The following is a 25,403-nucleotide window of genomic DNA, read 5'->3' on the forward strand; positions in this document are numbered from 1 at the left end:
GTCATTGACCTCCCGCCAATCTGCCCAACGGCGCGAGGCCGGAACTCATGGCATGGTTGATCGTTCCCGAAATCGCGCCACCGCTACCGCCGCCGTGACCGGCACTCATGCCGGGCATGCCATTGGGATTGGTCACGACATTGAGGCTGCCGGGTATGTTGCCGTTCTGGTTGATGCTGTTGCTGATGGACGAACCGCTGGCCACGCTGGCGAACTCACCATCGCTCAGTTCGGTGCTGTTGAGTGTCGAGGTGACACGATCCGAAGGGTTGGCGTTGACAGTGGTCGGGTAGGGGTCTTTTTGGAACGGCGGCCTGCCGACGGTGTGGGGCTGTACATCACGAGTGAGTACGATCACGCCATTGCCTTCAGCCTGAACATCAAGACTGAGTACCGAGACGGCGGCACATCCGAGCAGCATCAAGCGCGTAAAGCCTTTACGAAAAGTCCCCACGACTGCGATTCCTTCTGTTGTGCGCTGGCCCTAATCAGCGTTGTGAAGGAGAGAGCGAAAGTCGTGCCGCTTTTTGATTGTTGTTTTGATTCAAGGGGTTATCGATCAGGCTAAATGGATCCTTGATTGAGCTGTTTCAGGCCTGAGACAAAAGCGGGGGCTATAACGGGGAAAAGTAGGCGCAACGCTCTGGATCCATAGCTTGCGTGGTGATGTATCAGCGCTTTAACACAGATCATGACGCAATGATGAATAGCGCTGAAACGGGCTGTTCGAGTGCAAAGGTATGTTTCACAAACGGACGCATTTGAAAAATTATCGCAACAAATGCTGGGGGGCTGGGGGGGGCTGTAGCAGCTGCTACAGCCGAATTCAGCAATCTAGCAGCAGAGTGACGGCCTGCAACGCTTGGGCTCGGCGTTCTGCCCAGTCACCCTGGATCACTTGAACAGATTGCCGATGCTGCTCCAGCCACGCCTGAGTCGCGTTGAAAAAAAACCGGCGTTGATCCAGCTGCGGCTGACAGCGCTGGCCATCGTCGGTCCAGTCGACGAGTTCAGGCGACAACAGCAAGTGCAAGTCGTAATGCCGGGCCAGCAGCGCTTGTTCGAGCCAGGCCGGGCAATCGCTGAACAGGGTCTGGCTCCAAAGCATGTTGCTCAGCAAGTGCGTGTCGAGAATCAGCAACGGTGGCGCAAGGGCGCGGGCATCATCTTCCCATTGCAACTGGCCGCGGGCGATCTCGGGGATATCCGCGAGGCAGGTGTCCCGTGCCTCCTGTTCAATGAACCAACGCACGTATTCGCCCACCAGAACGCCGCCGAATTGCTGTTGCAGCTCGGTGGCGAGCCAGCTCTTGCCGCTCGATTCGGGGCCCGTGAGCACCAGCACTTTCATGTGCGCAACGCCGGGTCGGCGCGCCACGTCCGCCAGCCTTGCACCGCCAGCAGGGCGAAAACCCCATAGAGGGCTGCGGTCAGGTACAGCTCTTTGTAGATGAACAGGCCGACGAAGATGACGTCCAGCGCGACCCACAGCGGCCAGCATTGCAGGCGTTTTTGCGCCATCCATAGCTGGGCTACCAGGCTGAAACCGGTCAAGGCGGCGTCGAGCCAGGGTTGGGCGGCGTCGGTCCAGTGAGCCATCGCAGCCCCCAGCAGCAGGCTGCCGACCGCGCCCACGGCCAGCCCGAGCGCGACGGATTGGCCATCGAGCAGGCTGACGTGCCGCCCGTCATGCGTCACGCCCGCGCGAGTCCACTGCCACCAGCCGTAAAGCTGCAACGCGGCGTAGATCACTTGCAGCAGCATGTCCGAATACAGCTTCACCTCGAAAAAGATCCAGCTGTACAGCAGCACCATGACCAGACCGACCGGCCAGCACCAGGGGTTCTGTTTGACCGTCAGCCAGACGGCAATCACACCGAGGGCGGCGGCAAACAGTTCAAGCCCGGACATGGAGGATCCTTGGGGAAGACGAAAAGGGGGGAGGATTGTAGCGGCAGGCGCGGCCAAGTAGAACCGGCTTGCGCAGTCCGGTGTAGCAGCTGCCGAGCCTGCGAGGCTGCGTTCGGTGTGGGCCGCATTCGGACGAAGCCGTCGTAAATTCTGCGCACACGGTCTATCTGGAACCGGCGTCGCCTGATTTCACGACTGCTGCGCAGCCGAACGCAGGCTGCGCCAGCTGCTACAAGTGATCAGACGCGAAACTGCTTGAGCAACCCGTTCAACTGTTCGCTCAATTCCTTGAGATGAACACTGGCCACGCTCGACTGCTCGGCCGCCAATGCCGTGCTGTGGGATAACCCGGCGGCCTGGGTGACGTTCTGATTGATGTCTTCCACCACATGCGCCTGCTGCAAGGTTGCACTGGCAATCGAGGCATTCAAGCCGTTGAGGTTGCGCAAGGCCTGGCCGATGGCATTCAGGCTGGCACCGGCCAGACCGGCCTGCTCGATGGTCAGTTGCGAGGCGCGGCTGCTGTCGCCAATCACCTTGACCGCCGCTTCGGAATGGCTTTGCAGGCGTTCGATCATCGACTGGATTTCTGCCGTCGACTTCTGGGTACGCTGGGCGAGCAGGCGCACTTCATCGGCGACCACCGCGAACCCTCGACCTTGCTCACCGGCCCGGGCGGCTTCGATGGCAGCGTTGAGGGCCAGCAGGTTGGTTTGCTCGGCGATAGAGCGAATCACTTCCAGGACACTGCCGATTTGCGTGCTTTCGTCGGCCAGCGTACGAATCACTTCCACCGCTTGATCGATGGTCGAAGACAGCTTGTCGATCTGCTGCAGGCTGCCATCGATATTGATCTGTCCCTGCTGTGCCTGAGATTCGGCATCGCGCATTTCACTGGCCGCGTGCTCGGCGTTTTTCGCCACATCCTGCACGCCGTAGGTCACTTCGTTGATCGCGGTCGCCACCAGTTCCATTTGCTGGGACTGCTGCTGGCTGCGTTGCTGGGCTTGTGCGGCGTCGTTGCCCAGTTCGCTGGAAGACTGGCCCAGCGCGCCGGCGGACACTTGCAACTGATTGATCACCAGGCGCAGCTTGGCGGTAAAGGCGTTGAAGTGTCGGGCCAGTTGCGTGACTTCGTCCTGGCCGTGGGTATCGAGACTGCGGGTCAGGTCGCTTTCACCGCTGGCGATATTGGCCATGGCATTCACGGTTTCCTGCAACGGGCGCACGATGCTGCGGGCAATCATGATCACCAGCAGCGCCATGATCAGGGCAATCACCAGGCCGACGAAAGACGCCTTCCAGACCTGCGCATTAAACTCGGCCTGCATGTCGTCGATGTACACGCCCGAGCCGATCACCCAACCCCAGGGCTCGAACAGTTTGACGTAGGAGGTTTTTTCCACCGGCGCACTGGCGCCCGGTTTCGGCCAGCGATAGTTGACCATGCCGGCGCCCTTGGACTTGGCGATGGCAGCCATTTCGTTGAACAGTGCAAAACCGTCCGGGTCGCGGATCGTCGAGAGGTTCTGGCCTTCGAGTTTTGGATTGGTCGGGTGCATGACCATGACTGGCGTCAGGTCGTTGATCCAGAAATAGTCATTCTGGTCGTAGCGCAAACCCCGTACGGCGGTCAGTGCCTGCTGTTGCGCGGCGGCGCGGGTGAGGGTGCCGGCGGTTTCCAGGTCGTGGTAGTAGGTCAGGATGCCACTGGCGGTCTGCACCACATGCTGGGTCTTCTGGGCCTTGGCCTGATAGAGGTCGTCGTGGATCTGCTTGAGCATCAACGCGCCCAACGTCAACAGCATCACCACGGCCACGATCAAGATAAGCCACAAGCGTCGGCTGATCGACACACTGCGCAAGCTGTTCATAACGCTGTTACTCCGTTTTCTTGTTATTGTCATAAACGATCGCCAGCATCCAACCACACGTTGCCGATCGGGCCTATCCGACTCAGGTCCTATTACGCGGCAGCGTAAATGAGGCTTGTCTGATAGGATTTCGGCCCCGCGCGGAAAAACCTGAGTCCAAGTCGATTTTTCACGGAATTTTTACGGTTTTGTGTGGATCTTGTGCGCGCGGGGTTTCAGCGCATGCTGATCGCGAATAACGCTCTACAAATTATTAACGGGGCATGCCTGGGGGCATGGCTTCTTGGGGGAATGATGGATCTTTGGACAGCCTTTCAGGCATTGATTTTAGGCGTTGTAGAAGGGCTGACCGAGTTCTTGCCCATTTCCAGTACCGGGCACCAGATCATTGTGGCGGACCTGCTCGATTTCGGTGGCGAGCGGGCCATGGCCTTCAATATCATCATTCAGCTCGGGGCGATCCTGGCGGTGGTCTGGGAGTTTCGCCGCAAGATCTTCGACGTGGTTATTGGTTTGCCGACGCAGCCCAGCGCTCGACGCTTTACCGCGAACCTGTTGATCGCCTTCATGCCGGCCGTGGTATTGGGGGTGATTTTCGCCGACCTGATCCACAAGTACCTGTTCAACCCGATCACTGTGGCCAGCGCATTGGTCGTGGGCGGGATTATCATGTTGTGGGCTGAACGCCGGCAGCATGTCGTGCATGCCGAAAGCGTCGATGACATCACCTGGAAAGAGGCCCTGAAAGTCGGTTTCGCCCAGTGCCTGGCGATGATCCCGGGGACCTCGCGTTCCGGTTCGACGATCATCGGCGGTTTGCTGTTCGGGTTGTCGCGCAAGACGGCCACCGAATTCTCGTTCTTCCTTGCCATGCCAACCATGGTCGGCGCAGCGGTTTACTCGGGCTACAAATACCGCCACCTGTTTGTTCCGGCTGATTTCCCGGTGTTCGCCATCGGCTTTGTCACCGCGTTTATCTTTGCAATGATCGCCGTCCGGGGCCTGCTCAAGTTCATCGCCAGCCACAGCTACGCGGCGTTCGCCTGGTACCGCATCGTGTTCGGCCTGGTGATCCTGGCGACCTGGCAGTTCGGTTGGGTCGACTGGACCGCGGCCAAGCCATGAGCGACGCCGCCGCACGCAACAACCCCGGGCGCAAGCCCGGGGGAGCGATTCAAAACCTGCGGTTGAAATTGCTGGTGTTCGTTTTGCTGTGCGCAGTGCCGTTGTTTGGCTCGGTGTCGCTGTGGCTGCGCGGGCTGTCGGTGATTCCCCTGGCCGCCTATGGCATCGTCAGCGTGCTGGCGTTTTTCCTGTACTGGGGCGACAAGCACAAGGCCCGCGCCGACAGCTGGCGCACGCCGGAGAACGTCTTGCACGCGGTGGAACTGGCGGGCGGTTGGCCGGGTGCCTTGCTGGCCCAGCAAGTGTTTCGGCACAAAACCCGCAAGGTTTCGTTTCAACTGGTGTTCTGGCTCATCGTGCTGATGCATCAGGTGTTCTGGATCGACCAGTTGTTTTTGGGTGCTCAGCTGTTCGCGCTGTTCTAAAGCTGTTTAAAGCAGCAAGCCGATCTGCGTGCGCTTGGGCAACTTGCTCACCACCAGTTGGTGGGAACGTTGCAGCAAGCCTTGCAGCTCTTCGGTGCCCAGCGGGTAGGGCGTGTCCATGATGATCCACTGCGCCCGGGCCAGATACGGCGCCGGGTGAATGCCCGGTCGGTCGCAATGACCCAGGAACAGGTCCTTGTCGACCTTGAAGGCCAGGGACTGGCCCCGCAGGTTCTGCAAGGCGAACATCTTGCTCCCGGCAATCGAAAACACCCTCACGCCCCCCCACTTGTAATCCTCCCGCGCGCCGGGCAGCGCCAGGCAGAATTGCGCGACATCCTCTTCGCTCATTGGTCTTGCCTTCATAACAGTCGGTCCCCACAGGCATTGAATGATTCGATCAAATGGTCGATCCAGGCGCGTACTGCCGGCATTACCCCGCGCCGATGAGGGTAGACCGCTTGCAGCCAACCGCCCGGCAATGACCAGTCAGGTAGCAGCTGCACCAGTGAGCCGTTTTCCAGTTCCTGCTCGCAATACATCATCGGTAACACGGTGAAACCCAGCCCGGACAGGGTACACGCCTTGCGCACGAGAAAATCGTCGATGCCCAATCGGGCTTCGAATGTCATTTCACAGGCCTTGCCCTGCTGGTCGAGCATCCGCAGATGCACCAGCCGATCGGCTTCCAGTGCGCCCAATATCGGTACGTTTTTCAAGTCGTCCGGGGTCTTGATCTGCCGCTCGCGAAGAAACGCCGGGCTGGCGACCATGACAGTCTGCGCCTGACGTAAGCGGCGGGTGACCAGCAGTGGGTCTTCATCTCCCAGTTCCCGCACTCTCAAGGCGACATCGACGCCTTCGGTCACCAGGTCAACCCGGCGATTGAGCAGCAGCATCTCCAGCTGAACCTGCGGGAATTTCTCCAGGAACTTGCTGATCACCGACGGGAACATGTCGTGGGCCAACCCCACCGGGCAGGAAACCCGCAGCCGCCCCCGGGGTTCGCTGGACATGCTGGCCACCGCTTCGTCGGCCATCTCGGCCTCCAGCAGCATCGCCTGACAGTGCCGCAAGTAGCGCTCGCCCACGGCGGTCAGGTTGAGTTGGCGGGTGGTGCGTTGCAGCAGGCGCGCGCCCAGGCGTTCTTCCAGTTCGGCGATGCGTCGTGACAACCGAGACTTGGGAATCCCGAGCAAACGCCCGGCCGCCGCGAAGCCGCCGGCCTCGACCACCTTGGCGAAGTAGTAGAGGTCGTTGAGATCTTGCATGATTTAAATCCAGCTGTTCTATCAGTGGGACGAACTATCGCATTATTGCCAGCTAATCAGCTATTGGTTTCGTTGGTAGGATTGTTTCCATCAGATCGCCGGGTGGCGATCCTCACCTTGGAGATCCCACATGAAATTACTGCATATCGATTCGAGCATTCTGGGTGACAACTCGGCTTCCCGTCAGTTGAGCGGTGAAGTCGTCAAAGCCTGGCAAGCCGCCGAGCCTGGCGTTGTGGTGACTTACCGCGACCTGGCCGCCGATGCCATCAGCCATTTTTCCGCCGCCACGCTGGTCGCCGCTGGCACCGCCGCTGAGCTGCGCAACGCCGCGCAACAGCATGAAGCCGATTTGGGTGCGCAGGCCCTGGCCGAATTCCTCGCCGCCGATGCCGTCGTGATTGCAGCGCCGATGTACAACTTCACTATCCCGACCCAACTCAAGGCCTGGATCGACCGCATCGCCGTAGCCGGCCAGACTTTCCGCTACACCGAAGCCGGCCCTGAAGGCCTGTGCGGCGGCAAGAAAGTGGTGATCGTTTCGACGGCTGGCGGTTTGCACGCTGGCCAACCGACCGGCACTGCTCACGAAGAGTACTTGAAGGTGATGTTCGGCTTCCTCGGTATCACCGACATCGAGTTCGTCCGCGCCCATGGCCTGGCCTACGGTGATGAAGTACGCAGCAAAGCCATGAGCGACGCTCAGGCGCAAATCAGCGAACAACTGTTCGCCGCCGCGTAAGGCTTGCGTAAAGTCGTAAACAGCTCGGGCAATACCCCTGAAACTCTGTATTCTGGTCATCGTGATGGCCAGGTACAGAGTTTTTTGTTTCTGGCGGCGATCAGTTTCTGGCCCAGGTTATGCAGTCGAGGGTTAATATCTGCGGTCAGGTAATAAGGTGGGGCATCCCATGGTGCGTCTTTGTGCAACATTACTGATTTGCCTGTTCGGCAGCCTGAATTCAGTGCACGCCGCGCCTGTGCTGTTTCCTCACTGGAGCGTCGGTTTCCATGAGATGACGTTCCTCGATCCGCTGGACTTGCAGCCGATGCGCGCCATCGCCTTTTATCCGTCCAGTGAGAGGGAACATTCCAGCAAGCTCGAGGGCTACACGGTCGAAGCCGGTGAAGACACCAAAGTCGCCATCGGACGCTTCCCTATGTTGATGCTGTCCCATGGCAACACCGGAACCCCGCTGGCCCTGCACGATCTGGCCACCTCGCTGGCACGCAAGGGGTTTGTGGTGGTGGCGGTGATCCATCCCGGCGACAACTCCAAAGACCACAGCCGCCTCGGCACCTTGAGCAATCTTTACGGGCGGCCGATCCAGATTTCCGAAGCCATTACCGCGACCTTGGGCGACCGTATGCTGGCGCCCTTCGTCAATGCCGATCAGGTCGGGGTGATCGGCTATTCGGCGGGCGGTGAGACCGCGTTGATCCTGTCCGGCGCCACGCCGGACCTGGACCGTCTGCGCCGTTATTGCCATGAGCGCCCGGACGATCATGATGCCTGCAACACACAAGGTGAATTGATCGTCGACCGCGATGACTTGCAGCCTGTGCCAGACCCACGAGTGCATGCCTTGTTGTTGATGGCACCGCTGAGTCTGAAATTCGGCCGCCAGACCCTGGCCGACGTGCATGTGCCGGTGCTGCTATACAGCGGCGATGGCGACAAACTGGTGGCGTTCGACAAAAACGCCGCAGCGCTGGCGCGCAAACTGCCAACTGCACCGGATTTCAAATTGCTGGCCGGGGCAGGGCATTTTGTGTTCCTGGCACCGTGCAACGAAGAACAGATCGCCGCCATGCCGGCGCTGTGCACCGATGCCGACGGCGTCGACCGCAAGGACATTCACCGCAACCTGATTTCCGAAGCCGGACGTTTCTTCTCCCATGCCCTGGGCAAACCGAGTCGGGCCGGCATGCAAACTGCCGATCAATAAACTCCCACAAGAGATTTACAGCAGGCTTTAGACCTTCGCCCGGTGTTTCAGTAACAGGGTCAAACCGAGCCCGGTCACGGACAACAACGCCGCACTGAAGAAAATCCACGCATACCCCAGGTTCAACGCCACCGCGCCCATCAACGGCCCGGCAATCGCCAGCGCCAGATCGAAAAACACCGCATAAGCACTCAAACCCGCGCCGCGACTGGAATTGGGCACCTGCTTGATCGCTTCCACGCCCAGCGCCGGATAGACCAGCGACAGGCCGAAGCCGGTCAGGCCTGCGCCAATCAAGGCGTAAACGGTCGAGGGCGCCAGCCACAACAGGATCAGCCCCAAGGTTTCAATGCTCATGCAGGCAATGGCCGAGGTGAAGCCGCCGAAACGGCTGATGCTGGAAATGAACAACAGCCGCGACAGAATAAAACACACCCCAAACACCGTCAGGCAGTAAGCCGCTCCCGTCCAGCTACGACTGGCGTAATACAGGGTAATAAAAGTGGTGAGCGTGCCGTAGCCGATAGACGCCAGGCTCAGGCTCGCGCCGAAAGGGGCAATGCGCCCGAATACCGCCCAAAACGGCAGCCGCTCGCCGCGAATCACTGGCACCGAGGGTTTGTTGCGGATCAACAGCAGTGCCAACAGGGCCAGTAACGACAGCACGATCCCGAGGCTGGCGAAGCCCAATTCAGCGACCATCACCACGCCCAACGGTGCGCCAATGGCAATGGCGCCGTATGAGGCAATCCCGTTCCAGGAAATCGAACGTGCCGTGTGCTCGACACCGACCTGGCCCATGCACCAACTGATGGTGCCGACTCCGATCAACCCTTGGGCGATCCCCAGCAACAACCGGCCAGCGATCAGGATGATCAGGCTCAACAGCGGCAAACTTTGCAGCAGGGTCGACAGCAGCGTCAGCACGCCGCTCAACACAATCCCCGACAACCCGTAAACAATTGCCCGTTTGGTGCCGACGCTGTCCGACAAGCGCCCGGCCATCGGGCGGCTGAGCAGGGTGGCCAGGTATTGCGAACCGATGGTCAGCCCCGCAACGATGGCGCTGAACCCCAACTGTTCATGCACATACCCCGGCAACACGGCAATCGGCAGGCCGATGCAGAGGAAGGCAATAAAGGTATAGAAAACGATGGAAACGATCTGCAGGGTGATCGCCATGGAGCTTTGCGGGGGCAGTTGCTGCACAGACATGAGAGCTCGATCGCGGTAGGCGGTAGGAGAACTGCATCATGGCGCGGGCGTGAAATAAAAGAAAGCAGGCTAACGATGTGGATGACAGATCGGCTGTAAGTGGATCAACCTGAAATGCAAAAAGCCCCGTCACCAGGACGGGGCTTTCCATTTGCAGCCAGTAGCCGCCTTACATCAACACGCCCTGACTACGCAGGTAGTCGTCATAGGTGCCGCTGAAGTCGATCACGCCATCGGCGCTCAACTCGATGATGCGGGTGGCCAGGGACGATACGAACTCACGGTCGTGGCTGACGAAAATCAGCGTGCCCGGGTAGTTCTCCAGCGCCAGGTTCAGCGCCTCGATGGATTCCATGTCCAAGTGGTTGGTCGGTTCGTCCATTACCAGCACGTTCGGCTTTTGCAGGATCAGCTTGCCGAACAGCATGCGACCTTGCTCACCACCGGAGATGACCTTGACCGACTTGAGGATCTCGTCGTTGGAGAACAGCATACGCCCGAGGGTGCCGCGAACCAGTTGCTCGCCGCCCTGGGTCCATTGGCCCATCCAGTCGAACAGGTTGCAGTCGTCTTCGAAGTCGTGCGCGTGGTCCTGGGCGTAGTAGCCCAGCTCGGCGGCGTCGGTCCATTTCACGGTGCCGGCGTCCGGGGTCAGTTCGTTGACCAGGGTGCGCAGCAGGGTGGTTTTACCGATACCGTTCGGGCCGATGATCGCCACTCGCTCGCCGGCTTCAACGGTGAAGCTGAAGTCCTTGAACAGGGTCTTGCCGTCGAAGCCTTTGGCCATGCGCTCGACGATGACCGCCTGACGGTGCAACTTTTTGGTCTGCTCGAAACGAATGAACGGGCTGACACGGCTCGAAGGTTTGACTTCGGCCAGCTGGATCTTGTCGATCTGCTTGGCGCGGGAAGTTGCCTGCTTGGCTTTCGAGGCGTTGGCCGAGAAGCGACTGACAAACGATTGCAGTTCCGAGATCTGCGCTTTCTTCTTGGCGTTGTCCGACAGCAGTTGCTCGCGGGACTGGGTCGCCACGGTCATGTACTCGTCGTAGTTGCCTGGGAACAGGCGCAGCTCGCCGTAATCCAGGTCAGCCATGTGGGTGCACACGCTGTTCAGGAAGTGACGGTCGTGGGAGATGATGATCATCAGGCTGGAGCGCTGGGTCAGCACGTTTTCCAGCCAGCGGATGGTGTTGATGTCCAGGTGGTTGGTCGGTTCGTCGAGCAACAGCACTTCAGGATCGGAGAACAGCGCCTGCGCCAGCAACACGCGCAGTTTCCAGCCCGGCGACACTTCGCTCATCGGGCCGAAGTGCTGCTCGATGCCGATACCCAGGCCCAGCAACAGCTCGCCGGCACGGGACTCGGCGGTGTAGCCATCCATTTCGGCGAATTCGGTTTCCAGCTCGGCCACGGCCATGCCGTCTTCTTCGGTCATTTCCGGCAGCGAGTAGATGCGATCGCGCTCGGCCTTGACCTTCCACAGCTCTTCGTGACCCATGATCACGGTATCGATCACGGTGAATTCTTCGTAGGCGAACTGGTCTTGACGCAATTTACCCAGACGCACGTTCGGCTCAAGCATGACCTGGCCACCGGACGGCTCGAGATCGCCACCGAGGATTTTCATGAAAGTCGACTTGCCGCAACCGTTGGCGCCGATCAGGCCGTAGCGGTTGCCCGCGCCGAATTTGACCGAAACGTTTTCGAATAGCGGCTTGGCGCCGAACTGCATCGTGATGTTAGCTGTGGAGATCAATTACTTTACCTATCAATGGGTTGCGAGCTGCGCATTTTGGCGCTTGGGCCATACCTGGGGCGTTTTGGAGTTTCTCCATCTCTCCCCAGTCACCGCTAGACTTCAACCGGCGCGCATAAGTCGAGAGCAGCATCTGGACGCTTGTCCAAGCTGTTGGGCAATAAAGGCGGGATTCATGCCAGACATTCTGCATATTGTCGCATAAGTGTGACGGCAGTTGTACGGCGCGCGATAACGTGTCGCGAGCTTCTTCAGGTTGGCCCCGCTGCTTGGGTCTGCCCGAGGGGATGGTTCGTCCTGGTGGGTGGCGAAACGCTGCGCAAATCCTTGATTACACGCCAATGTTATTTTTGTTCAGCGTTGTGTTAGGGACACTGGGCGCTGCTCTGGGTAAAGTCGGCAGCGCTTGCCCGGCCAGGTGTCTTTCAGAAGGATTGCTGAATGGCCAGCACTTGGTCAGGGTGGGCACCTATTCGGATTTATCTCTCCACGCCGCATGAGGCGGCAGTCTCTCTCCAGGGCATCGAGGCTTTGGTTGCTCTTGCCAGATGATTCGTTCTAAGCGACTAGAATATAAACGGCCTCTAGTCACGGATGAATCAAATGAAACTGATTTTGGTCGTGTTAATCATTGGTTTGTTGGCCTGGAAGCTTTCCCCCGAGTTACAACCTTGGGTTGAAGCCAAGCTACCGCCCCCGAAAGTAACCCCTACAGTCGCGACTGCGCCGAAACCTGTTTCTGCGCCATTCAAATGTGACGGACGCCAATATTGCTCGCAGATGACCTCGTGTGCAGAGGCCAAAAAATTTCTGCAAAATTGTCCGGGAATGAAAATGGATGGCGACAACGATGGCGTGCCCTGTGAGTCGCAGTGGTGCCAATGACTTTTGCCGCGGGACAAGGGGAATAAACGGGCCTGACGGCTACAAAACTTGTAATAAGTTGTCCGTGATTGTTCCCGAAAAAATAGTCTCTACCGGCCCGATGAGAAAGACCGGGCCCACGCCATCCCATTGAACCGTTACGGTGCCGCCATCACATTCAACCTCAACGGAATGGTCTAATAAACCACGACGAATTCCGCTGACAGCGGCGCCACAAGAGCAAGAGCCTGAACCAAGCGGAATACCACCCCAGCGCTCCCAAATGCGCAACCGTATGTGTTGTCGGTTAATGATCTGGACGAAATGCACGTTCGTCCTGAGAGGAAACAGTGGGTCGGTTTCAATGGTCGGTCCGATGGTCGCTATATCAATGGCTGTCAGATCATCCACAAAATAGGTGCAGTGAGGATTGCCCATGCTGCAAGCTGCCGGGCCACCAGCCAGTGGCAAAACAGCAGTGTCCAGTTCCTGAGCCAGGGGAATATCCGACCAGCCGAAAAGCGGCTCGCCCATGTTGACCGAAATTGCGCCGGCTGAAGTTCGTTCGCAAGTGAGTAGGCCACGGTTGGTTCGCAGCGCTATCGAAGTCATATTGGATTCGCGCATCAGCATGTCCGCGGCACCCCGCGTTGCGCTGCCACAAGCATCCAGCGTGGAGCCATCTGCATTCCAAAACATCAAGCGGGCATCGGCATCATCGCAATCAAGCACTGCTGCGAGTTGATTGAATCCGACGCCTCGGTTCCGATCACCCATTCGCCGAGCCAAACTACTTGTCACTGGATTGGCCGAGTTTCGCGAGTCCACAATGACGAAGTCATCGCCATTGGCGTGCATTTTATGAAAACTCAGCGGCATAAATAGATCCTGGGCGAACTGGCGTTTGAGAACGATCTAGCCCCAATCACATAACCTTTGCAAGCCGTGAGCAGGTAAAGAAAAACACCGGCCCTCAAAACCGATAACGATCGATCGACTCTTGAATTAGTATTCCATCCCCCACCCAAGGAACATGGAAGTGAGAAACAAATTCGCAGCAGGTATGTTCTGTTTCCTGACGATTGTGACGGCTCAATACGCTTACTCCAGCGCTACGGATGAGTCCGCCGAAAACGCCTCATTGCTCTGCAAAATCCTCGATGGCAATGATGCCTTGACCCAGGCCTCCGAATTCTCGGCCGAGGATCGTACGGTCAATATCTCGGTAGACCGTTCTCCAGAGGACGCCAAAAAGCTTTGCCCGGAAATCAGCGCCATCGTCGAGTATCACGAGATGACTTTTACGCAAGGCTGGACTGTGCAGATCACTTCTCCAGACAGTGGTTATGACGTTGTTGCTATCTGCCCGTTGTAATGATGGTGGTTGTCCTGTACGCCAGTGATCAGGTGCAGTGGAATGTGCTGTTGCTCATCAATGCATGTGATTTCGAAACTGCCCACTATTTGAGGGGGGCGCTCACTCAGCCCGGTCGACTCTTCTTCCTTTGCCTTAGCCATTCTCGCGTGGTTCGCAGCGATTTCGTTGAGAGTTGACACGTTACATCTCCCGGTGACTGACCAAGCGTATCGCTGGAGTCCTTAAACGTTAATGTGAATGCCGCCGCGTCAGAATTACGTCGCTCTGGGGCCGCTATCGCCGGCATGTGCAAACCCTAAGCCAGACATTGACGCGTATTCCGCGCCACGCTTTCCATGCGACGAATGGTGTCTCGCGATGTTCAGATAGGTTCGATCAGTCCAGGGCCATCGTTGTGCACATTGCCCACGGCTTGATCAACCTTGAACCACTCGAATGTCTCGGCCGGCTCGCCCTGCGACAGTACTATCTGCTCGGCTCGCTCTTTCGGCGTGGCCGGGTCCAGCCATTCCCGGGCCATTTCGGCATTCAGCGTCACCGGCTGCCGATCATGAACATCCACCATGCCGCCCTTGCTGTCGGCGGTGATGATCACGAAGCCGTCATGTTCGTCCGGCTGATGTTCGTACCTTGGGTATTGACCGATCGCCGCGCACAGGATCGGTGCGCGATCCTTGCGGCGGATGAGGTAGGGCTGCTTCTTCGGGCCGCCCTCGTAAACCCATTCAAACCAGTTATCGATGGCAACGATCGCCCGGTGCGGCCATATGGCTTTGAAGAATGGGCCGTGACTGACTTTCTCGACCCTGGCATTGATCGGCATAGGGTGTTCTTCGGACCAATGCGGCCGCCAGCCCCAGCGAACCCTGTCGGCGTGCAGCACGTCGCCTTCCTGGTGGAAGAGGGCGAGCTGAGTCGTCGGTGCGGCGTTGTAGAGCTCGAATGGCTGATCGCCGGCATTGTTGACCAAGGCGTTGGGCATGCTCAGCGCCTTGACGAAGTCGTGAATGCCTCGGTACTGCGAAAGTCGTCCGCACATGGCTGAGCCCTCATGCTTACATCTGAGCTTAGACGATCCTTTGAACTAATAGGGCGTTAAAGCCGCGTGGCATTTTGGCGGGCATGAGTAGACACATTTTCACAGTTGAAGGTTAACTATTGGTTACAAAGTATGGCTAAAATGACATCTTTCGCCCCCATGTCGATTGTCGGCATGGCTCAAGAACGCGCCATCGGGACGCACTTTGTTCATTTCAGACGTGTGACGATTTCCGTGAAACTCATTATTGCCGCTATCTATGTCATCTCCATCGCGTATGTCCACTTGCGCGGTAAGGTGCGCCACAAACCAGGCCGCCAACTAAGCGACCACTCGACGTTTCTGGCGCCGATCAATTGCTTCCTTTATATGTTCTCGAAAATCCCCAATCGGCCTTATCTCAATCCGGCGGACTTTCCTGACTTGAGCCCTTTGCAGGCTCATTGGGAAGAGATTCGCGCCGAAGGCCAGAACCTGCTCAAGGCCGGGGAGATCAAGCGCTCGAATCAGTACGACGACGTTGGTTTCAACTCGTTTTTCAAAAGTGGCTGGAAGCGTTTCTATCTCAAGTGGTATGGCGACAGTCACCCATCGGCCGCGAAGCTCTGCCCGCGTACTACTGAACTGGTGCAAAGCATTGGCTCGATCAAGGCAGCGATGTTTGCCGAACTGCCACCGGGTTCCAAACTGGTCCGCCACCGCGATCCGTATGCCGGCTCGTACCGTTATCACCTGGGGCTGGAAACGCCGAACGATGCCGGTTGCTATATCAACGTCGACGGTGAGAGTTACCATTGGCGTGACGGCGAAGCGGTGATGTTCGATGAAACGTTCATTCATTACGCTGAAAACAGCACCCAGCAGAACCGCATCATCCTGTTCTGCGACGTCGAACGGCCGATGAAGTATCGCTGGGCGGCGGCGTTCAACCGCTGGTTCAGCCGCACGGTGATGGCGGCGGCGGGGGCACCGAACGATGCGGGTGACAAGACCGGTGCTATCAACCGTTTGTTTGCCAAAATCTACACGGTTCGCCTGCGCGGCAAAGCACTCAAAAAGCGTAACCGCGCTCGCTATTACCTGGAGAAGTGGGCGATTTTTGGCGGGTTGCTGGCGATTTTTGTGCTGATCTGAGTTTTGCTTTGCGGCGCATTTAGTCATTGCAAGCAGGCCAGGATTTTCACCGCATAACGTATAGGCACTCCACTAACCGATCAGCCACGAGAACGCTTCGTGGCTTTTTTATCTGTGCTCGCTTTGGCTTTTTCTGCCGTTTTACCGGCACTCCTGGCACCGAGGCTGCGCTTGAGCAGTTCAGTCAGATCGATCACATCCGCGGTCCTGCGTTCGTCCTCGCCCGTAGCGGTTTCGACGATTTCGATCTTGCCTTCATTCGCCTTCTGCTCAACCAGCGCCATGATCTTGTCTTCAAAGCTGTCGCGGTACTCCTCGGGCGTCCAGTCGGCGCTCATGTCCTCCACCAACCGTTTGGCCATCTCCAGCTCGCCCTTGGCCAGGTCCGGGTTGGTCACTTCACTACCAAGTTCCAGTTGATCCAGGCTGCGCACTTCGGCCGGCCAGCGCAGCATCACCAGAACCAGGGCCGATTCCAGCGGCATGACGGCCGCCAGGTGCTGGCGGGTATGCAACACCACACGGGCGAGGGCGACCTTGCCGGTTTTGCTGAGGGTTTCGCGTAACAGCGCATAGACCTTGCCACCGCGTTTGTCCGGCGCCAAGTAATAGGGTGTGTCGATGTTTTGCAGGGGGATCTGCTTGCTGTCGACAAAGGCAAAAATGTCGATGGTTTGGGTCGACAGTGGATGGGCCGAGCGAATGTCCTCTTCGCTGAGCACCACGTAACGACCCTTTTCGTACTCGACCCCTTTGACGATGTGTGCCTGGGTGACCTCCTTGCCAGTGACCTTATTGACGCGTTTATAGCCCACCGGCTCCATGCTGCGACTGTCGAGCCAGTTGAAATCGATCCCGTGGGAAGACGTCGCCGAGACCAGCGCCACGGGGATGTGCACCAGACCGAAACTGATTGCGCCTTTCCAGATTGCCCGTGCCATCGTCGTGTTCTCGTCAGCCCATTGATGTTCAGGTGACCTGTTGCCCGGGGGAAAGTTTCAGTCGGCTGCGACCCGCTTTTGCGGGCTGATCGACGGTGCAGTCAACTGGTGTTACATCTTCTGAAGGAGGTTTTAGTTAACAAATCCGAACCCCGGGCGTAGCGTGGCTCTATTCATCCATGAAGCGTTGCACGCGCTTTTAGAGAGGTTTCCATGAACCGATGTGTGTTCGGCGTCATCGCACTGGCATTGAGTGGCGTGCTAAGCAGCCTGGCCCTGGCCGATGCCGCTGCTCCGCCATCCTCGCCCTTGCTGCTGGCCCAGAACCTGCCGGGCAGCACCAATAACAATCCTTACAACAACCCGATCCGCCGGGCCAATCCCAACAGCATGCAAGGCACGCGACCCGGCATCCCGGTGATCCGCGGGCCGAGTACGGCGCCTGCGCCGCGACCACCGACCCTGGAGAACGGCGGTATCGGCAACCGTTATCCGCAGGATCGCCAGGCTCCTGCCAGCCCACCGACATTCATACCCAATCCACCTTATCGGGACGCAGACACCAGCAACCGTTGAACGGCAGGACAGAGGTCTTGCCAGCCATTTTGACCACAAAAGGAATCGTGCATGTTGCGTAAGACCCTCCTGACTACACTATTTGCCGGCGTACTGATCATCAGTGCGCCCGTGTTTGCGGCGCCTGTCCAGGAACTGAAAAGTGAGGAGGGCATCCTTGAGGTCACGCCGATCGTTAAAGGTCTGGAGCATCCCTGGGCGCTGGCGTTCCTGCCCGGTCGCCAAGGAATGCTGGTGACCGAACGGCCGGGCAACCTGCGGGTGGTCAGTACCGATGGCAAACTTTCGAGTCCGCTCAGCGGTGTGCCTCAGGTCTGGGCCAACGGGCAGGGTGGGTTGCTCGATGTGGTGTTGTCGCCCGACTTCAAGCAAGACCGCATGGTCTATCTGTCTTATGCCGAAGGCGGCGGTGAGGGCGGCAAGGCGGGTACGGCGGTCGGTCGCGGAAGGTTGTCGGAAGACCTGACGGCCCTCAAGGATTTCAATGTGATCTTCCGTCAGGAGCCCAAGCTTTCGGTTGGCAATCACTTCGGCTCCCGTCTGGTGTTCGACCGCGACGGTTATCTGTTCATCACCCTGGGCGAGAACAACGATCGACCCACGGCGCAGGACCTCGACAAGCTGCAAGGCAAGGTCGTGCGGATCTATCCGGACGGCAAGGTGCCGAAGGACAACCCCTTCGTCGGGCAAAAAGGCGTACGCCCGGAAATCTGGTCCTACGGCCATCGCAACCCGCAAGGCGCGGCGCTCAACCCCTGGAGCGGCACGCTCTGGGAAAATGAGCACGGCCCCCGGGGCGGTGATGAAGTCAACATCATCGAGCGTGGCAAGAACTATGGCTGGCCGATAGCAACCCACGGCATCAACTATTCCGGCCTGCCGATCCCGGAAGCCAAGGGCAAAATCGTCGAAGGCACCGTAGGTCCACAGCATGTCTGGGAAAAATCCCCCGGCCTCAGCGGCATGGCGTTCTACGATGGCGATCGCTTCAAGGCCTGGCAGCACAACGTGTTTATCGGCGCGCTGGTGGGCCAGGAGCTGATCCGCCTGCAGTTCGACGGCGACAAGGTTGTTCACGAAGAGCGGCTGTTGGGTGAGCTGAACAAACGGATTCGCGATGTGCGGCAGGGGCCGGATGGTTATCTGTATGTACTGACCGATGAAGACGATGGTGCGTTGTACAAGGTTGGGTTGAAGTAAACAGACTCGCACAACCTTTGTAGCTGCTGGCGTAGCCTGTGTTCGGCAGCTGCTACAGAACGTGTTTCTCCAGTCGCATCGCGTCGGCATGGTCCTGGTAATAGTCATGAATCAGCCCGAATCGCCGATAACCGTTGCGCTCGTACAGAGCGATTGCCATCGGGTTGTCGATGCGAACTTCAAGTCGCAGGCAGGCGCAATCGTGCTCAAGGGCGCAGGCTTCGGCGCGTTCGAGCAATTGCTTGCCCAGCCCACTGCCGCGAGCATCAACGGCGATCGCAATCGAGTACAGACGTGCCCGTGAAGTACCCCGGTGAAACAACACCAGCGCATACCCCACCAATCGCTCGCCACGTTGGGCCACCAGCAGTTGCCCGTGAGCCCGGCTGATCATCCATCGAAAACTGCGCCGGTTGAGCCGGTCGGTGGTGAAGCATTGCTGTTCGAGTGCGAGCAGTGCTGGAAGGTCTTCAATGACCGCCAAGCGAAAAACAGGATTCATATGACCGCCGTAAAAGTTGCGTAACGAAACGGGACTTTCGAAAAAGTTCGTGCTTAATAGGAAAGGTCTTGTTCTCCAACGGATCAATCACTATGTCAGCGGTACAAGGTCATTGGCGCGAAGTATCCGAACAAACGTTGCCGACGGCAATAACTTCTGCAAACTATTTAAATGCCTCGATCAGAACTTCCAGTCCGTTGATGATAATCGTCGAACGCAAGGAAGACTGGGCCTCATACTTTCCCAGTGAAGACATCGTCACCGCCCAGGAATACCTCGAACAGACCCGTAACAACGAGCAGGGCAAACGGGTTCAGGTGATCAACCTGTGCCGCAGTTACAAGTACCTCGGGCACGGTTATTACTGCTCGCTGTTGGCCGAAGCGCGGGGGCACAAGGTGATTCCGTCGGTGCGGACCATCAGCGAGCTGACCCGAAAGTCCCTGTATGGCCTGGCCTTGGACGATCTGGATAAAACCCTGGAAAAAGCCTTAAGTCATCATGTTTACAGCGACACCGAAGGTTTCACCTTGACCCTGTACTTCGGCCAGACCTCCATCGAGCCATTACAGGAATTGGCTCGACAGTTATTCGAGGTTTTCCCTTGTCCGATATTGTTAGTTGAATTTCGCCGAACTAACGGTTGGCACATCGAAGGTGTAAAGTTTGGCACCCTGCATAAGTTGCGTGAAGATCAGGAAGATCAGTTTGCTAACGCGCTGGATAGTTTCAGTCGCAAGATCTGGCGCCTGCCACGCTCTCGGCGCTTGGCCCGTTATGACTTGGCCATTCTGCACGACCCGCAAGAAGCATTGCCGCCCTCCAACCCCAAGGCTCTGGACAACTTTGTCAGGGTCGGCAAGATGCTGGGCATCGACGTTGAGCTGATCGAACGTAAGGACTACGCCCGAATCGCCGAATACGACGGGCTGCTGATACGCGAGACGACAAGCGTCGACAACCACACCTATCGTTTCGCGAAAAAAGCCGAGAGTGAAGGCCTGGTGGTGATGGACGATCCGGCGTCGATCCTGCGCTGTACCAACAAGGTTTACCTGACTGACTTGCTCAAGAGCCATCAACTGGGCATGCCGGCCACTGAAATCCTCTACAAGGAGCGACCGGAAGACTTTGAGCGGGTAGGCGAGCGTCTGGGGTTTCCTTTGGTGTTGAAAATCCCCGACGGCTGTTTCTCAAGGGGCGTCATCAAGGTCGAAAGCCAGCAAGCCTTGCTCAAGGCCACCGCCGAACTGTTCGAACACTCGGTGTTGCTGCTGGCTCAGGAATTCTTCTACACCGAGTACGACTGGCGCATTGGTGTGCTCAACCGCAAACCAATTTTTGCCTGCCAGTACTTTATGTCCAAGGGCCACTGGCAGATCTACAACCATAAGGCCAAAGGCCAGGACATCAACGGCGAATGCCGCACCCTGGCGGTTCACGAAGCGCCGCGAGCGGTGGTTGAACTGGCGGTGAAAACCGCGAATCTCATTGGCGACGGACTCTATGGCGTCGACCTCAAACAGTCCGACGACAAAGTGGTGGTGATCGAAGTCAACGACAACCCAAACATCGACGCCGGCATCGAAGACGCGTACCTGCAGGACGATCTGTACACGTTGGTGCTGGAAGAGTTCGTCCGGCGGCTGGAGCTCAAACGTCGTGGTCAGGCTTGGTGAGTGGCCTCAACCTACAGAGCTTGTTGAAATTTGGCCATTGACTTGCCATCAACGTCCGGCTAATTTCCAGCCATGACTTCCACCGTATTGCGCTGCCAGCCAAGCATTATTACCGCCATTCCTTATTTGGCGGGCTAGCTCACGACTGCAGCACCCAACCCGCCCTAGAGGCGGGTTTTTAGTTTCTGTCTCTTGGGCTCCGATCAAAGTCAGGAGACGATCATGAACAGCACCCCCGCCCAGCAGAGTTTGCTTGAGCATTACGTGAAAAAGATCCTCGCCGCGCCGGTCTACGAACTCGCCGTGCGCACGCCGCTGCAAGCGGCACCGGCCTTGTCCGAGGCGTTGGGTAATCAGATCCTGCTCAAGCGCGAAGACTTGCAACCGACTTTTTCCTTCAAGATCCGTGGTGCTTACAACAAGCTGGTGAACCTGAGCGATGAACAGAAGGCTCGGGGCGTGATCACCGCATCGGCAGGCAATCATGCCCAAGGCGTAGCGTTGGCGGCTCGCGAGTTGGGGATTGCCGCCACTATCGTCATGCCCTGCACAACGCCGGAATTAAAGGTGCTGGGTGTGCGCAGCCGGGGCGCCGATGCGGTGCTGCACGGCGAAAGTTTTCCGTTTGCCCTGGCCTATGCGCTGGACCTGGCACAGCAAACCGGTCGCACCTTTGTCTCGCCCTTCGACGACCCGGACGTGATCGCCGGGCAGGGCACCGTCGGCATGGAGATCCTTCGTCAGCACCAAGGGCCGCTGGATGTGATCTTTGTGCCGGTGGGCGGCGGTGGCTTGATCGCCGGTATCGCCGCGTACGTCAAATACCTGCGCCCGGAAGTGCGGATCATCGGTGTCGAATCGGAACATTCCGCCTGTTTGCAGGCGGCCTTACAGGCCGGCGAACGGGTTGTGCTGCCGACCGTTGGCACCTTCGCCGATGGTGTGGCCGTCGCTCAGATCGGCGCGCATGGTTTCGAGGTCTGCCGGTTCTGCGTCGATGAAGTGCTGACCGTCAGCAACGACGAACTCTGCGCCGCGATCAAGAATATTTACGACGATACCCGCTCGATCACCGAACCTTCCGGCGCCCTGGCCGTGGCGGGCATCAAGCAGTACGTGGCGAAAACCGGCACCCGAGGGCAGACCCTGGTGGCCATCGACTCCGGTGCGAATATCAACTTCGACAGCTTGCGTCATGTGGCCGAGCGCGCCGCATTGAGCGGCGCCCCGGCGTGAGGGATGGACCAGTTATTCCTGAACGGCGTTCTCGACGCGGCTCGACGCCGACCAGATCCGGTAGCGCACTTCGACGTCCTTGGGCACATAGAGCACGATCGGCAGTTTGCTGTTGTAGCGCAGCTTGAAACCGTCACCGACCACCGGCACGAAGTCCTGTTTGTGCTTGCCGTCAGGACAGGCCATCAGGGTGCTCATCGGGCCGGTGACTTTTTCCAGCCGGTAAAACGGGTAGCCCCAGCCTTCGAGGTTCTTTTCCTCAAGCATACCGCCTAGACGCTGACGGTTGCAGTCGACGGTCAGGGTCTTGCCGGCCAGAATTTCGACCTGGTAGGCGTCTTCCTGTTTTTGCGGGGCGAGATGAATGACCTGGCGGGTAAAGCCGCTCTCTGGTTTGGGATACGGCGCGACGTCTTCGAGTGTCGCGGCCTGGGCAACGGACGACAGAACGGTAACTATCAGCCCGACGGTCGTATTAAAGGGCAAAGCACCCATAATGCCTCCTTGCGTGTGCGTTGGGTCAGCGGATACTGAACAGATGGCCGCATTCTCACTGCCGTCCTCGGTCAATGCAAACCCGCCATCAGAGATGGGTTGCAAAATGCAGGTGTCGAAAACAGTCCTTTCTTGCATTTTGCATGACGTGATGTATTGCCTTCTTTGTTAAACCCTTGATTGGCCGACGAGCCGCAGGGCGAAATTCCGGGCATGTTTTATGCTGAAGCTGTCTTGAGCTGACCACGGTCCCGTTGAGTCAGCGCTGAAACAAAAAAACGGTCGGACGTTGGAACGATGAAGCCCGCAAGGAAGAAAAGAACGGGTGATCTGAGCTCCGACCGACAATTGATTTTCGATTGGCAATCTCACAATACCGAGAGGGTGGCCATGTTTCTTTCTGCCTTGGAACTACGCAATATCGTTGAAAGCAGTTTTCTTCCGAAACGCTGCCAATGCACGCTATCTCCGGATCTGTCGATGACCGTCAAGGTGTATTCGGACAACGAGACTGACCATCTCGACCTGTGCGTCACCGGCATAGACGCCCATCGCCTCAACGGATGTCGGGAGATTAATCATCTGATCGCCGAGTTACGCACCGACCTTGAGCACAAGACCCATAGCCATTTGCCCAGCACTAAGTCGAAAGCTCATTAGCCGACTGTTTCACCCAATTCGAGCGACACGCGCCGGGTCTGGATAAACCCCAGACCCAGTGCCAATTCCACCAGGATCGCCAGTAAGATACCCGGCCCGGCATGACCATTGAGCCATTCGCCGAAGCCCAGCGCTGCCAAGCCGAAACAGCCAACCATAAAGCCGCTGCATATCGCACTTCTCGCCGCCGAGGGCGGTGCCTGCCGCACGAGATAAAACATCACCCCAAGCGCACCGAACAGCACCGCACTGCGCCTGGCCACAAACCCCGCTGCGGGCGAATACTCGATACTCCAGATCGCCAGCAACCATTGCGGCATCAAACCCCACACCAGCGCCAGCAGAAAGCAAAGCGCGGCGGTGAACGTTGAAAGCGTGCGAAACGAGAACGGCATGGCGAATCCTTTCGGCAGTAGAGGGGGACGCCGAAGCATAGCCTCAGAATCCCCGCAGGCCTACCGCCAAGTGCCGAATCAGAATCGTCTGTCAGCTCTGATAACTGCACGCGTCAGAAAGTTTTCGATAGGTAATTTCCGCAGGCTTGCCCGAGGTGCTATCGATGTACTTCATGTCCGCCGTGACCACTTCGCAGTCCAGCGTCGACGGTTCGGTCATGGAAATGACCTTGCCCACATTCAGCGGCATGCCGTAGTGATAAGGCACGGCCTGAGAGGACGACGTGTCGTTGGCCTGAGCGAAACCGGCGAAAGCGGTGCAGGCGAGGGCGGTGGTCATCAGCAGTGTTCGCATGTTCATGATGGGTCTCCAGTGCAGAGGGGAAGCCAGTTCGATGCAAGAGCGTCGAACCTGCCGCACTGGGCGTCAGAGGGTGCTGAGGGAGTGCGGTCCAGTAAAGTTTTGGACCGCAGGATTAATCGAAGGTTAAGTAGCGGGCTAATGGTTGTTGCGAGCCGGTTGTGCGGTTATCTATTCGAGGTGCACAACCTTGAACCCACGTCGATCTGGAGGCGTCTCTATACCAGCGGGTCCTTCCAACTGCCCCCTTCCAGCAACATAGTCATAGACCAGAAACTTCGCCGACACTTCATACCCGATATTAGGAATGACCAGTCGGATCTGCTCTCGTCCGAGGTACAGCCAACGTGGTAGCGCCTTCTCGGCAAAATCGATTCGCTCGACGGTGTGAGTGACAGGGTTCTTGCGTAAAACGACGCCTTTTAGATACGGCGAGCCGTATGCGAAGGCGAATATCAGGCTGGAAGAAACACACTTTGCCAGGAAGACTTCGCCGAAAAAGTCGAAATCCGGGATGTCGGTAAAGGCCGGTTGGATTTTGCTGTCGAGTTTCACAAACAGGCGCTGGCCTTGCGCATTCGTTTCCGCCAGCAAGGACACCTGAGTTCTATCGGCCAAAGGGCAGGTGAGGATTGTCTGGAGTGGTTGCGCGTAGGCCGGGGCGGCTAGCAGTGCCGCGATGATGTACTTCCATGGTGTTTGCATTCGGGGAAATCCCTTCGGTTGTCGGGTCCTACGTTACTGCCCTTGAGTCGTGATAAATCCTAAGAAAGCTTCGTCCCGTTCCTACAGGCTCGGGCGTGTTGTCGTCTTTCGCCGGCCGGCTGCCAGCGTTTACTGTTTGGCGTCGCTGCAAAATCAGCGAACAGGTTTGGTCACCTGATAACAACGCACATATGTGCCATCATTCGCGCTGCGGACATCTATGTCCTCACAGTGCGTTGCTATGGCGGCTGTGTGCGGGACGCCTTCGGGCGAGCCGGTTGGTTGTTATCGGTTGACCAAGCCTGTACACAGTCCGCCTCCATCGTTTGGTCACGGTGCTGGTGGTTACTTACAAACAATCGAGTAATCCATATGCAAACTTTTAACCCGTTTCCAGATCGTTATCGTTCAATCAAAAGCAGCGTCACCAACTCAAATCCCTTGGTAATCGACACAGAAGCCAATCCCCAGGACATCCTCGAATCCGCCCTCCAGCGCATCCGGGCCTCCAGCCAGTTACTTGAAACACTTCACTGCCTATGCTTCAAGCACGGTGATGTTCAGGACATTCCGCACATTACCCATGCGATTTATTTGTTGACCCAGGATGGTTGCGACCTGCTGCAAGTTGCGCAGCAGCGGATGATGGGCTGGAAAGCGCCGGTCTGACGGATACGGTATTACACACAAGCCAGCCTCTTGCGGACGC

The 25,403-nt window shown here is 57.9% G+C and carries 28 protein-coding genes and 3 pseudogenes; 13 read left to right on the top strand and 18 right to left on the bottom strand.

Annotation, left to right across the window (positions count from 1 at the left end; genetic code table 11):
* Window position 1 precedes the first annotated feature (1 nt).
* From fapA to ACEN8R_RS08950, 4 genes are all read right to left on the bottom strand, one after another.
* The gene (gene fapA / locus ACEN8R_RS08935; protein WP_018926076.1) at window positions 2-454 is read right to left on the bottom strand and encodes a functional amyloid chaperone FapA; all 453 of its coding nucleotides are present in this window, start codon (window positions 452-454) and stop codon (window positions 2-4) included.
* Between the two features lie 372 nt (window positions 455-826).
* Complete coding sequence (locus ACEN8R_RS08940) at window positions 827-1,351, bottom strand: AAA family ATPase (RefSeq protein ID WP_495625006.1); 525 nt, start codon at window positions 1,349-1,351, stop codon at window positions 827-829.
* The gene (gene pnuC, locus ACEN8R_RS08945) at window positions 1,348-1,911 is read right to left on the bottom strand and encodes a nicotinamide riboside transporter PnuC (RefSeq protein WP_258612094.1); all 564 of its coding nucleotides are present in this window, start codon (window positions 1,909-1,911) and stop codon (window positions 1,348-1,350) included. The genes ACEN8R_RS08940 and pnuC overlap by 4 nt, the downstream gene beginning before the upstream one ends.
* A gap of 239 nt (window positions 1,912-2,150) precedes the next feature.
* On the bottom strand, window positions 2,151-3,785 hold the full coding sequence (locus ACEN8R_RS08950; protein WP_495624760.1) for a methyl-accepting chemotaxis protein: 1,635 nt from the start codon (window positions 3,783-3,785) through the stop codon (window positions 2,151-2,153).
* 294 nt (window positions 3,786-4,079) lie between these two features.
* Between ACEN8R_RS08950 and ACEN8R_RS08955 the strand changes: the two genes are divergently transcribed.
* Both ACEN8R_RS08955 and ACEN8R_RS08960 read left to right on the top strand, forming a co-directional pair.
* Complete coding sequence (locus tag ACEN8R_RS08955; protein ID WP_495624761.1) at window positions 4,080-4,910, top strand: undecaprenyl-diphosphate phosphatase; 831 nt, start codon at window positions 4,080-4,082, stop codon at window positions 4,908-4,910.
* Complete coding sequence (locus tag ACEN8R_RS08960; RefSeq protein ID WP_495624762.1) at window positions 4,907-5,335, top strand: DUF1294 domain-containing protein; 429 nt, start codon at window positions 4,907-4,909, stop codon at window positions 5,333-5,335. The genes ACEN8R_RS08955 and ACEN8R_RS08960 overlap by 4 nt, the downstream gene beginning before the upstream one ends.
* Before the next feature lie 6 nt (window positions 5,336-5,341).
* Here ACEN8R_RS08960 and ACEN8R_RS08965 read toward each other — a convergent pair whose 3' ends face one another.
* On the bottom strand, window positions 5,342-5,701 hold the full coding sequence (locus tag ACEN8R_RS08965; protein WP_026286414.1) for an MmcQ/YjbR family DNA-binding protein: 360 nt from the start codon (window positions 5,699-5,701) through the stop codon (window positions 5,342-5,344).
* Window positions 5,698-6,606, bottom strand: coding sequence for a LysR substrate-binding domain-containing protein (locus ACEN8R_RS08970; protein WP_018926069.1), 909 nt, complete (start codon window positions 6,604-6,606; stop codon window positions 5,698-5,700). Before ACEN8R_RS08970 ends, ACEN8R_RS08965 begins: the two co-directional genes overlap by 4 nt.
* A gap of 130 nt (window positions 6,607-6,736) precedes the next feature.
* On the opposite strand from ACEN8R_RS08970, the gene ACEN8R_RS08975 reads away from it, so the two are divergent.
* Window positions 6,737-7,348, top strand: coding sequence for an FMN-dependent NADH-azoreductase (locus ACEN8R_RS08975; RefSeq protein ID WP_064618091.1), 612 nt, complete (start codon window positions 6,737-6,739; stop codon window positions 7,346-7,348).
* A 169-nt stretch (window positions 7,349-7,517) separates the two neighbouring features.
* On the top strand, window positions 7,518-8,555 hold the full coding sequence (locus ACEN8R_RS08980; RefSeq protein WP_018926067.1) for an alpha/beta hydrolase family protein: 1,038 nt from the start codon (window positions 7,518-7,520) through the stop codon (window positions 8,553-8,555).
* Between the two features lie 27 nt (window positions 8,556-8,582).
* On the opposite strand, the gene ACEN8R_RS08985 is transcribed toward ACEN8R_RS08980, so the two are convergent.
* The 3 genes and pseudogenes from ACEN8R_RS08985 to ACEN8R_RS08995 form a co-directional block, all read right to left on the bottom strand.
* A complete protein-coding gene (locus ACEN8R_RS08985) occupies window positions 8,583-9,770 on the bottom strand; it encodes an MFS transporter (protein ID WP_495624763.1) in 1,188 nt (395 codons plus the stop codon).
* Window positions 9,771-9,939: 169 nt separating this feature from the next.
* On the bottom strand, window positions 9,940-11,529 hold the full coding sequence (locus ACEN8R_RS08990) for an ABC-F family ATPase (RefSeq protein ID WP_026286413.1): 1,590 nt from the start codon (window positions 11,527-11,529) through the stop codon (window positions 9,940-9,942).
* Window positions 11,513-11,784: pseudogene (locus ACEN8R_RS08995) on the bottom strand (hypothetical protein); the annotation flags it as partial. The pseudogene ACEN8R_RS08995 and the gene ACEN8R_RS08990, both read right to left, overlap by 17 nt.
* Window positions 11,785-12,132: 348 nt before the next feature.
* Between ACEN8R_RS08995 and ACEN8R_RS09000 the strand changes: the two are divergent.
* Window positions 12,133-12,414, top strand: a complete 282-nt coding sequence (locus ACEN8R_RS09000) for an excalibur calcium-binding domain-containing protein (protein WP_081626508.1) — start codon at window positions 12,133-12,135, stop codon at window positions 12,412-12,414.
* 39 nt (window positions 12,415-12,453) lie between these two features.
* On the opposite strand, the gene dapF is transcribed toward ACEN8R_RS09000, so the two are convergent.
* Window positions 12,454-13,272 carry a diaminopimelate epimerase gene (gene dapF, locus ACEN8R_RS09005; RefSeq protein ID WP_018926065.1) on the bottom strand — a complete coding sequence of 273 codons (819 nt, stop codon included), beginning with the start codon at window positions 13,270-13,272 and terminating at the stop codon, window positions 12,454-12,456.
* A 154-nt stretch (window positions 13,273-13,426) separates the two neighbouring features.
* Between dapF and ACEN8R_RS09010 the strand changes: the two genes are divergently transcribed.
* On the top strand, window positions 13,427-13,768 hold the full coding sequence (locus ACEN8R_RS09010; RefSeq protein ID WP_018926064.1) for a hypothetical protein: 342 nt from the start codon (window positions 13,427-13,429) through the stop codon (window positions 13,766-13,768).
* Here the strand turns inward: ACEN8R_RS09010 and ACEN8R_RS09015 are convergent.
* Entirely contained in the window at window positions 13,738-13,950 is a 213-nt protein-coding gene (locus tag ACEN8R_RS09015; protein ID WP_081626507.1) for a hypothetical protein, read from the bottom strand. The two genes, ACEN8R_RS09010 and ACEN8R_RS09015, sit on opposite strands and share 31 nt — an antisense overlap.
* A 182-nt stretch (window positions 13,951-14,132) precedes the next feature.
* Entirely contained in the window at window positions 14,133-14,810 is a 678-nt protein-coding gene (locus tag ACEN8R_RS09020) for an SOS response-associated peptidase family protein (protein ID WP_018926062.1), read from the bottom strand.
* Window positions 14,811-15,044: 234 nt separating this feature from the next.
* Between ACEN8R_RS09020 and lpxO the strand changes: the two genes are divergently transcribed.
* Window positions 15,045-15,944 carry a lipid A hydroxylase LpxO gene (gene lpxO, locus ACEN8R_RS09025; RefSeq protein WP_026286412.1) on the top strand — a complete coding sequence of 300 codons (900 nt, stop codon included), beginning with the start codon at window positions 15,045-15,047 and terminating at the stop codon, window positions 15,942-15,944.
* A gap of 80 nt (window positions 15,945-16,024) precedes the next feature.
* Here lpxO and ku read toward each other — a convergent pair whose 3' ends face one another.
* A complete protein-coding gene (ku, locus tag ACEN8R_RS09030) occupies window positions 16,025-16,885 on the bottom strand; it encodes a non-homologous end joining protein Ku (RefSeq protein WP_018926060.1) in 861 nt (286 codons plus the stop codon).
* Window positions 16,886-17,098: 213 nt separating this feature from the next.
* On the opposite strand from ku, the gene ACEN8R_RS09035 reads away from it, so the two are divergent.
* Window positions 17,099-17,461: a hypothetical protein gene (locus ACEN8R_RS09035; protein WP_026286411.1), complete on the top strand. Its 363-nt coding sequence runs from the start codon at window positions 17,099-17,101 to the stop codon at window positions 17,459-17,461.
* Window positions 17,462-17,512: 51 nt separating this feature from the next.
* Window positions 17,513-18,661 (top strand): PQQ-dependent sugar dehydrogenase, encoded by a 1,149-nt coding sequence (locus ACEN8R_RS09040; RefSeq protein WP_018926058.1) that lies wholly within the window; start codon window positions 17,513-17,515, stop codon window positions 18,659-18,661.
* 55 nt (window positions 18,662-18,716) lie between these two features.
* On the opposite strand, the pseudogene rimI reads toward ACEN8R_RS09040, so the two are convergent.
* Window positions 18,717-19,163: pseudogene (rimI, locus tag ACEN8R_RS09045) on the bottom strand (ribosomal protein S18-alanine N-acetyltransferase); the annotation flags it as partial.
* Between the two features lie 200 nt (window positions 19,164-19,363).
* On the opposite strand from rimI, the gene ACEN8R_RS09050 reads away from it, so the two are divergent.
* Complete coding sequence (locus ACEN8R_RS09050) at window positions 19,364-20,842, top strand: RimK family ATP-grasp domain-containing protein (protein ID WP_018926056.1); 1,479 nt, start codon at window positions 19,364-19,366, stop codon at window positions 20,840-20,842.
* 222 nt (window positions 20,843-21,064) lie between these two features.
* A pseudogene (gene ilvA, locus ACEN8R_RS09055) lies at window positions 21,065-22,060 on the top strand (threonine ammonia-lyase, biosynthetic); the annotation flags it as partial.
* 30 nt (window positions 22,061-22,090) lie between these two features.
* On the opposite strand, the gene eco reads toward ilvA, so the two are convergent.
* Window positions 22,091-22,573, bottom strand: coding sequence for a serine protease inhibitor ecotin (eco, locus tag ACEN8R_RS09060; protein ID WP_018926054.1), 483 nt, complete (start codon window positions 22,571-22,573; stop codon window positions 22,091-22,093).
* 390 nt (window positions 22,574-22,963) lie between these two features.
* Between eco and ACEN8R_RS09065 the strand changes: the two genes are divergently transcribed.
* Window positions 22,964-23,233: a DUF1652 domain-containing protein gene (locus tag ACEN8R_RS09065; protein ID WP_026286409.1), complete on the top strand. Its 270-nt coding sequence runs from the start codon at window positions 22,964-22,966 to the stop codon at window positions 23,231-23,233.
* Here the strand turns inward: ACEN8R_RS09065 and ACEN8R_RS09070 are convergent.
* From ACEN8R_RS09070 to ACEN8R_RS09080, 3 genes are all read right to left on the bottom strand, one after another.
* Complete coding sequence (locus ACEN8R_RS09070) at window positions 23,230-23,628, bottom strand: hypothetical protein (RefSeq protein WP_018926052.1); 399 nt, start codon at window positions 23,626-23,628, stop codon at window positions 23,230-23,232. The two genes, ACEN8R_RS09065 and ACEN8R_RS09070, sit on opposite strands and share 4 nt — an antisense overlap.
* A 91-nt stretch (window positions 23,629-23,719) precedes the next feature.
* Entirely contained in the window at window positions 23,720-23,989 is a 270-nt protein-coding gene (locus ACEN8R_RS09075; protein ID WP_018926051.1) for a DUF2790 domain-containing protein, read from the bottom strand.
* A gap of 171 nt (window positions 23,990-24,160) precedes the next feature.
* On the bottom strand, window positions 24,161-24,694 hold the full coding sequence (locus ACEN8R_RS09080) for a hypothetical protein (RefSeq protein WP_018926050.1): 534 nt from the start codon (window positions 24,692-24,694) through the stop codon (window positions 24,161-24,163).
* A gap of 372 nt (window positions 24,695-25,066) precedes the next feature.
* On the opposite strand from ACEN8R_RS09080, the gene ACEN8R_RS09085 reads away from it, so the two are divergent.
* Window positions 25,067-25,363, top strand: a complete 297-nt coding sequence (locus ACEN8R_RS09085; RefSeq protein WP_018926049.1) for a hypothetical protein — start codon at window positions 25,067-25,069, stop codon at window positions 25,361-25,363.
* Window positions 25,364-25,403: the final 40 nt, after the last annotated feature.

This window comes from Pseudomonas sp. Pseusp15 (genome assembly GCF_059492165.1).

Coding starts and splice junctions, on each gene's coding strand:
- ACEN8R_RS08940 (WP_495625006.1), bottom strand. CDS start 1,351: ATGAAAGTGCTGGTGCTCACGGGCCCCGAATCGAGCGGCAAGAGCTGG.
- pnuC (WP_258612094.1), bottom strand. CDS start 1,911: ATGTCCGGGCTTGAACTGTTTGCCGCCGCCCTCGGTGTGATTGCCGTC.
- ACEN8R_RS08950 (WP_495624760.1), bottom strand. CDS start 3,785: ATGAACAGCTTGCGCAGTGTGTCGATCAGCCGACGCTTGTGGCTTATC.
- ACEN8R_RS08955 (WP_495624761.1), top strand. CDS start 4,080: ATGGATCTTTGGACAGCCTTTCAGGCATTGATTTTAGGCGTTGTAGAA.
- ACEN8R_RS08960 (WP_495624762.1), top strand. CDS start 4,907: ATGAGCGACGCCGCCGCACGCAACAACCCCGGGCGCAAGCCCGGGGGA.
- ACEN8R_RS08965 (WP_026286414.1), bottom strand. CDS start 5,701: ATGAAGGCAAGACCAATGAGCGAAGAGGATGTCGCGCAATTCTGCCTG.
- ACEN8R_RS08970 (WP_018926069.1), bottom strand. CDS start 6,606: ATGCAAGATCTCAACGACCTCTACTACTTCGCCAAGGTGGTCGAGGCC.
- ACEN8R_RS08975 (WP_064618091.1), top strand. CDS start 6,737: ATGAAATTACTGCATATCGATTCGAGCATTCTGGGTGACAACTCGGCT.
- ACEN8R_RS08980 (WP_018926067.1), top strand. CDS start 7,518: ATGGTGCGTCTTTGTGCAACATTACTGATTTGCCTGTTCGGCAGCCTG.
- ACEN8R_RS08985 (WP_495624763.1), bottom strand. CDS start 9,770: ATGTCTGTGCAGCAACTGCCCCCGCAAAGCTCCATGGCGATCACCCTG.
- ACEN8R_RS09000 (WP_081626508.1), top strand. CDS start 12,133: ATGAAACTGATTTTGGTCGTGTTAATCATTGGTTTGTTGGCCTGGAAG.
- dapF (WP_018926065.1), bottom strand. CDS start 13,272: ATGCCGCTGAGTTTTCATAAAATGCACGCCAATGGCGATGACTTCGTC.
- ACEN8R_RS09010 (WP_018926064.1), top strand. CDS start 13,427: ATGGAAGTGAGAAACAAATTCGCAGCAGGTATGTTCTGTTTCCTGACG.
- ACEN8R_RS09020 (WP_018926062.1), bottom strand. CDS start 14,810: ATGTGCGGACGACTTTCGCAGTACCGAGGCATTCACGACTTCGTCAAG.
- ku (WP_018926060.1), bottom strand. CDS start 16,885: ATGGCACGGGCAATCTGGAAAGGCGCAATCAGTTTCGGTCTGGTGCAC.
- ACEN8R_RS09035 (WP_026286411.1), top strand. CDS start 17,099: ATGAACCGATGTGTGTTCGGCGTCATCGCACTGGCATTGAGTGGCGTG.
- ACEN8R_RS09040 (WP_018926058.1), top strand. CDS start 17,513: ATGTTGCGTAAGACCCTCCTGACTACACTATTTGCCGGCGTACTGATC.
- ACEN8R_RS09050 (WP_018926056.1), top strand. CDS start 19,364: ATGATAATCGTCGAACGCAAGGAAGACTGGGCCTCATACTTTCCCAGT.
- eco (WP_018926054.1), bottom strand. CDS start 22,573: ATGGGTGCTTTGCCCTTTAATACGACCGTCGGGCTGATAGTTACCGTT.
- ACEN8R_RS09065 (WP_026286409.1), top strand. CDS start 22,964: ATGTTTCTTTCTGCCTTGGAACTACGCAATATCGTTGAAAGCAGTTTT.
- ACEN8R_RS09070 (WP_018926052.1), bottom strand. CDS start 23,628: ATGCCGTTCTCGTTTCGCACGCTTTCAACGTTCACCGCCGCGCTTTGC.
- ACEN8R_RS09075 (WP_018926051.1), bottom strand. CDS start 23,989: ATGAACATGCGAACACTGCTGATGACCACCGCCCTCGCCTGCACCGCT.
- ACEN8R_RS09080 (WP_018926050.1), bottom strand. CDS start 24,694: ATGCAAACACCATGGAAGTACATCATCGCGGCACTGCTAGCCGCCCCG.
- ACEN8R_RS09085 (WP_018926049.1), top strand. CDS start 25,067: ATGCAAACTTTTAACCCGTTTCCAGATCGTTATCGTTCAATCAAAAGC.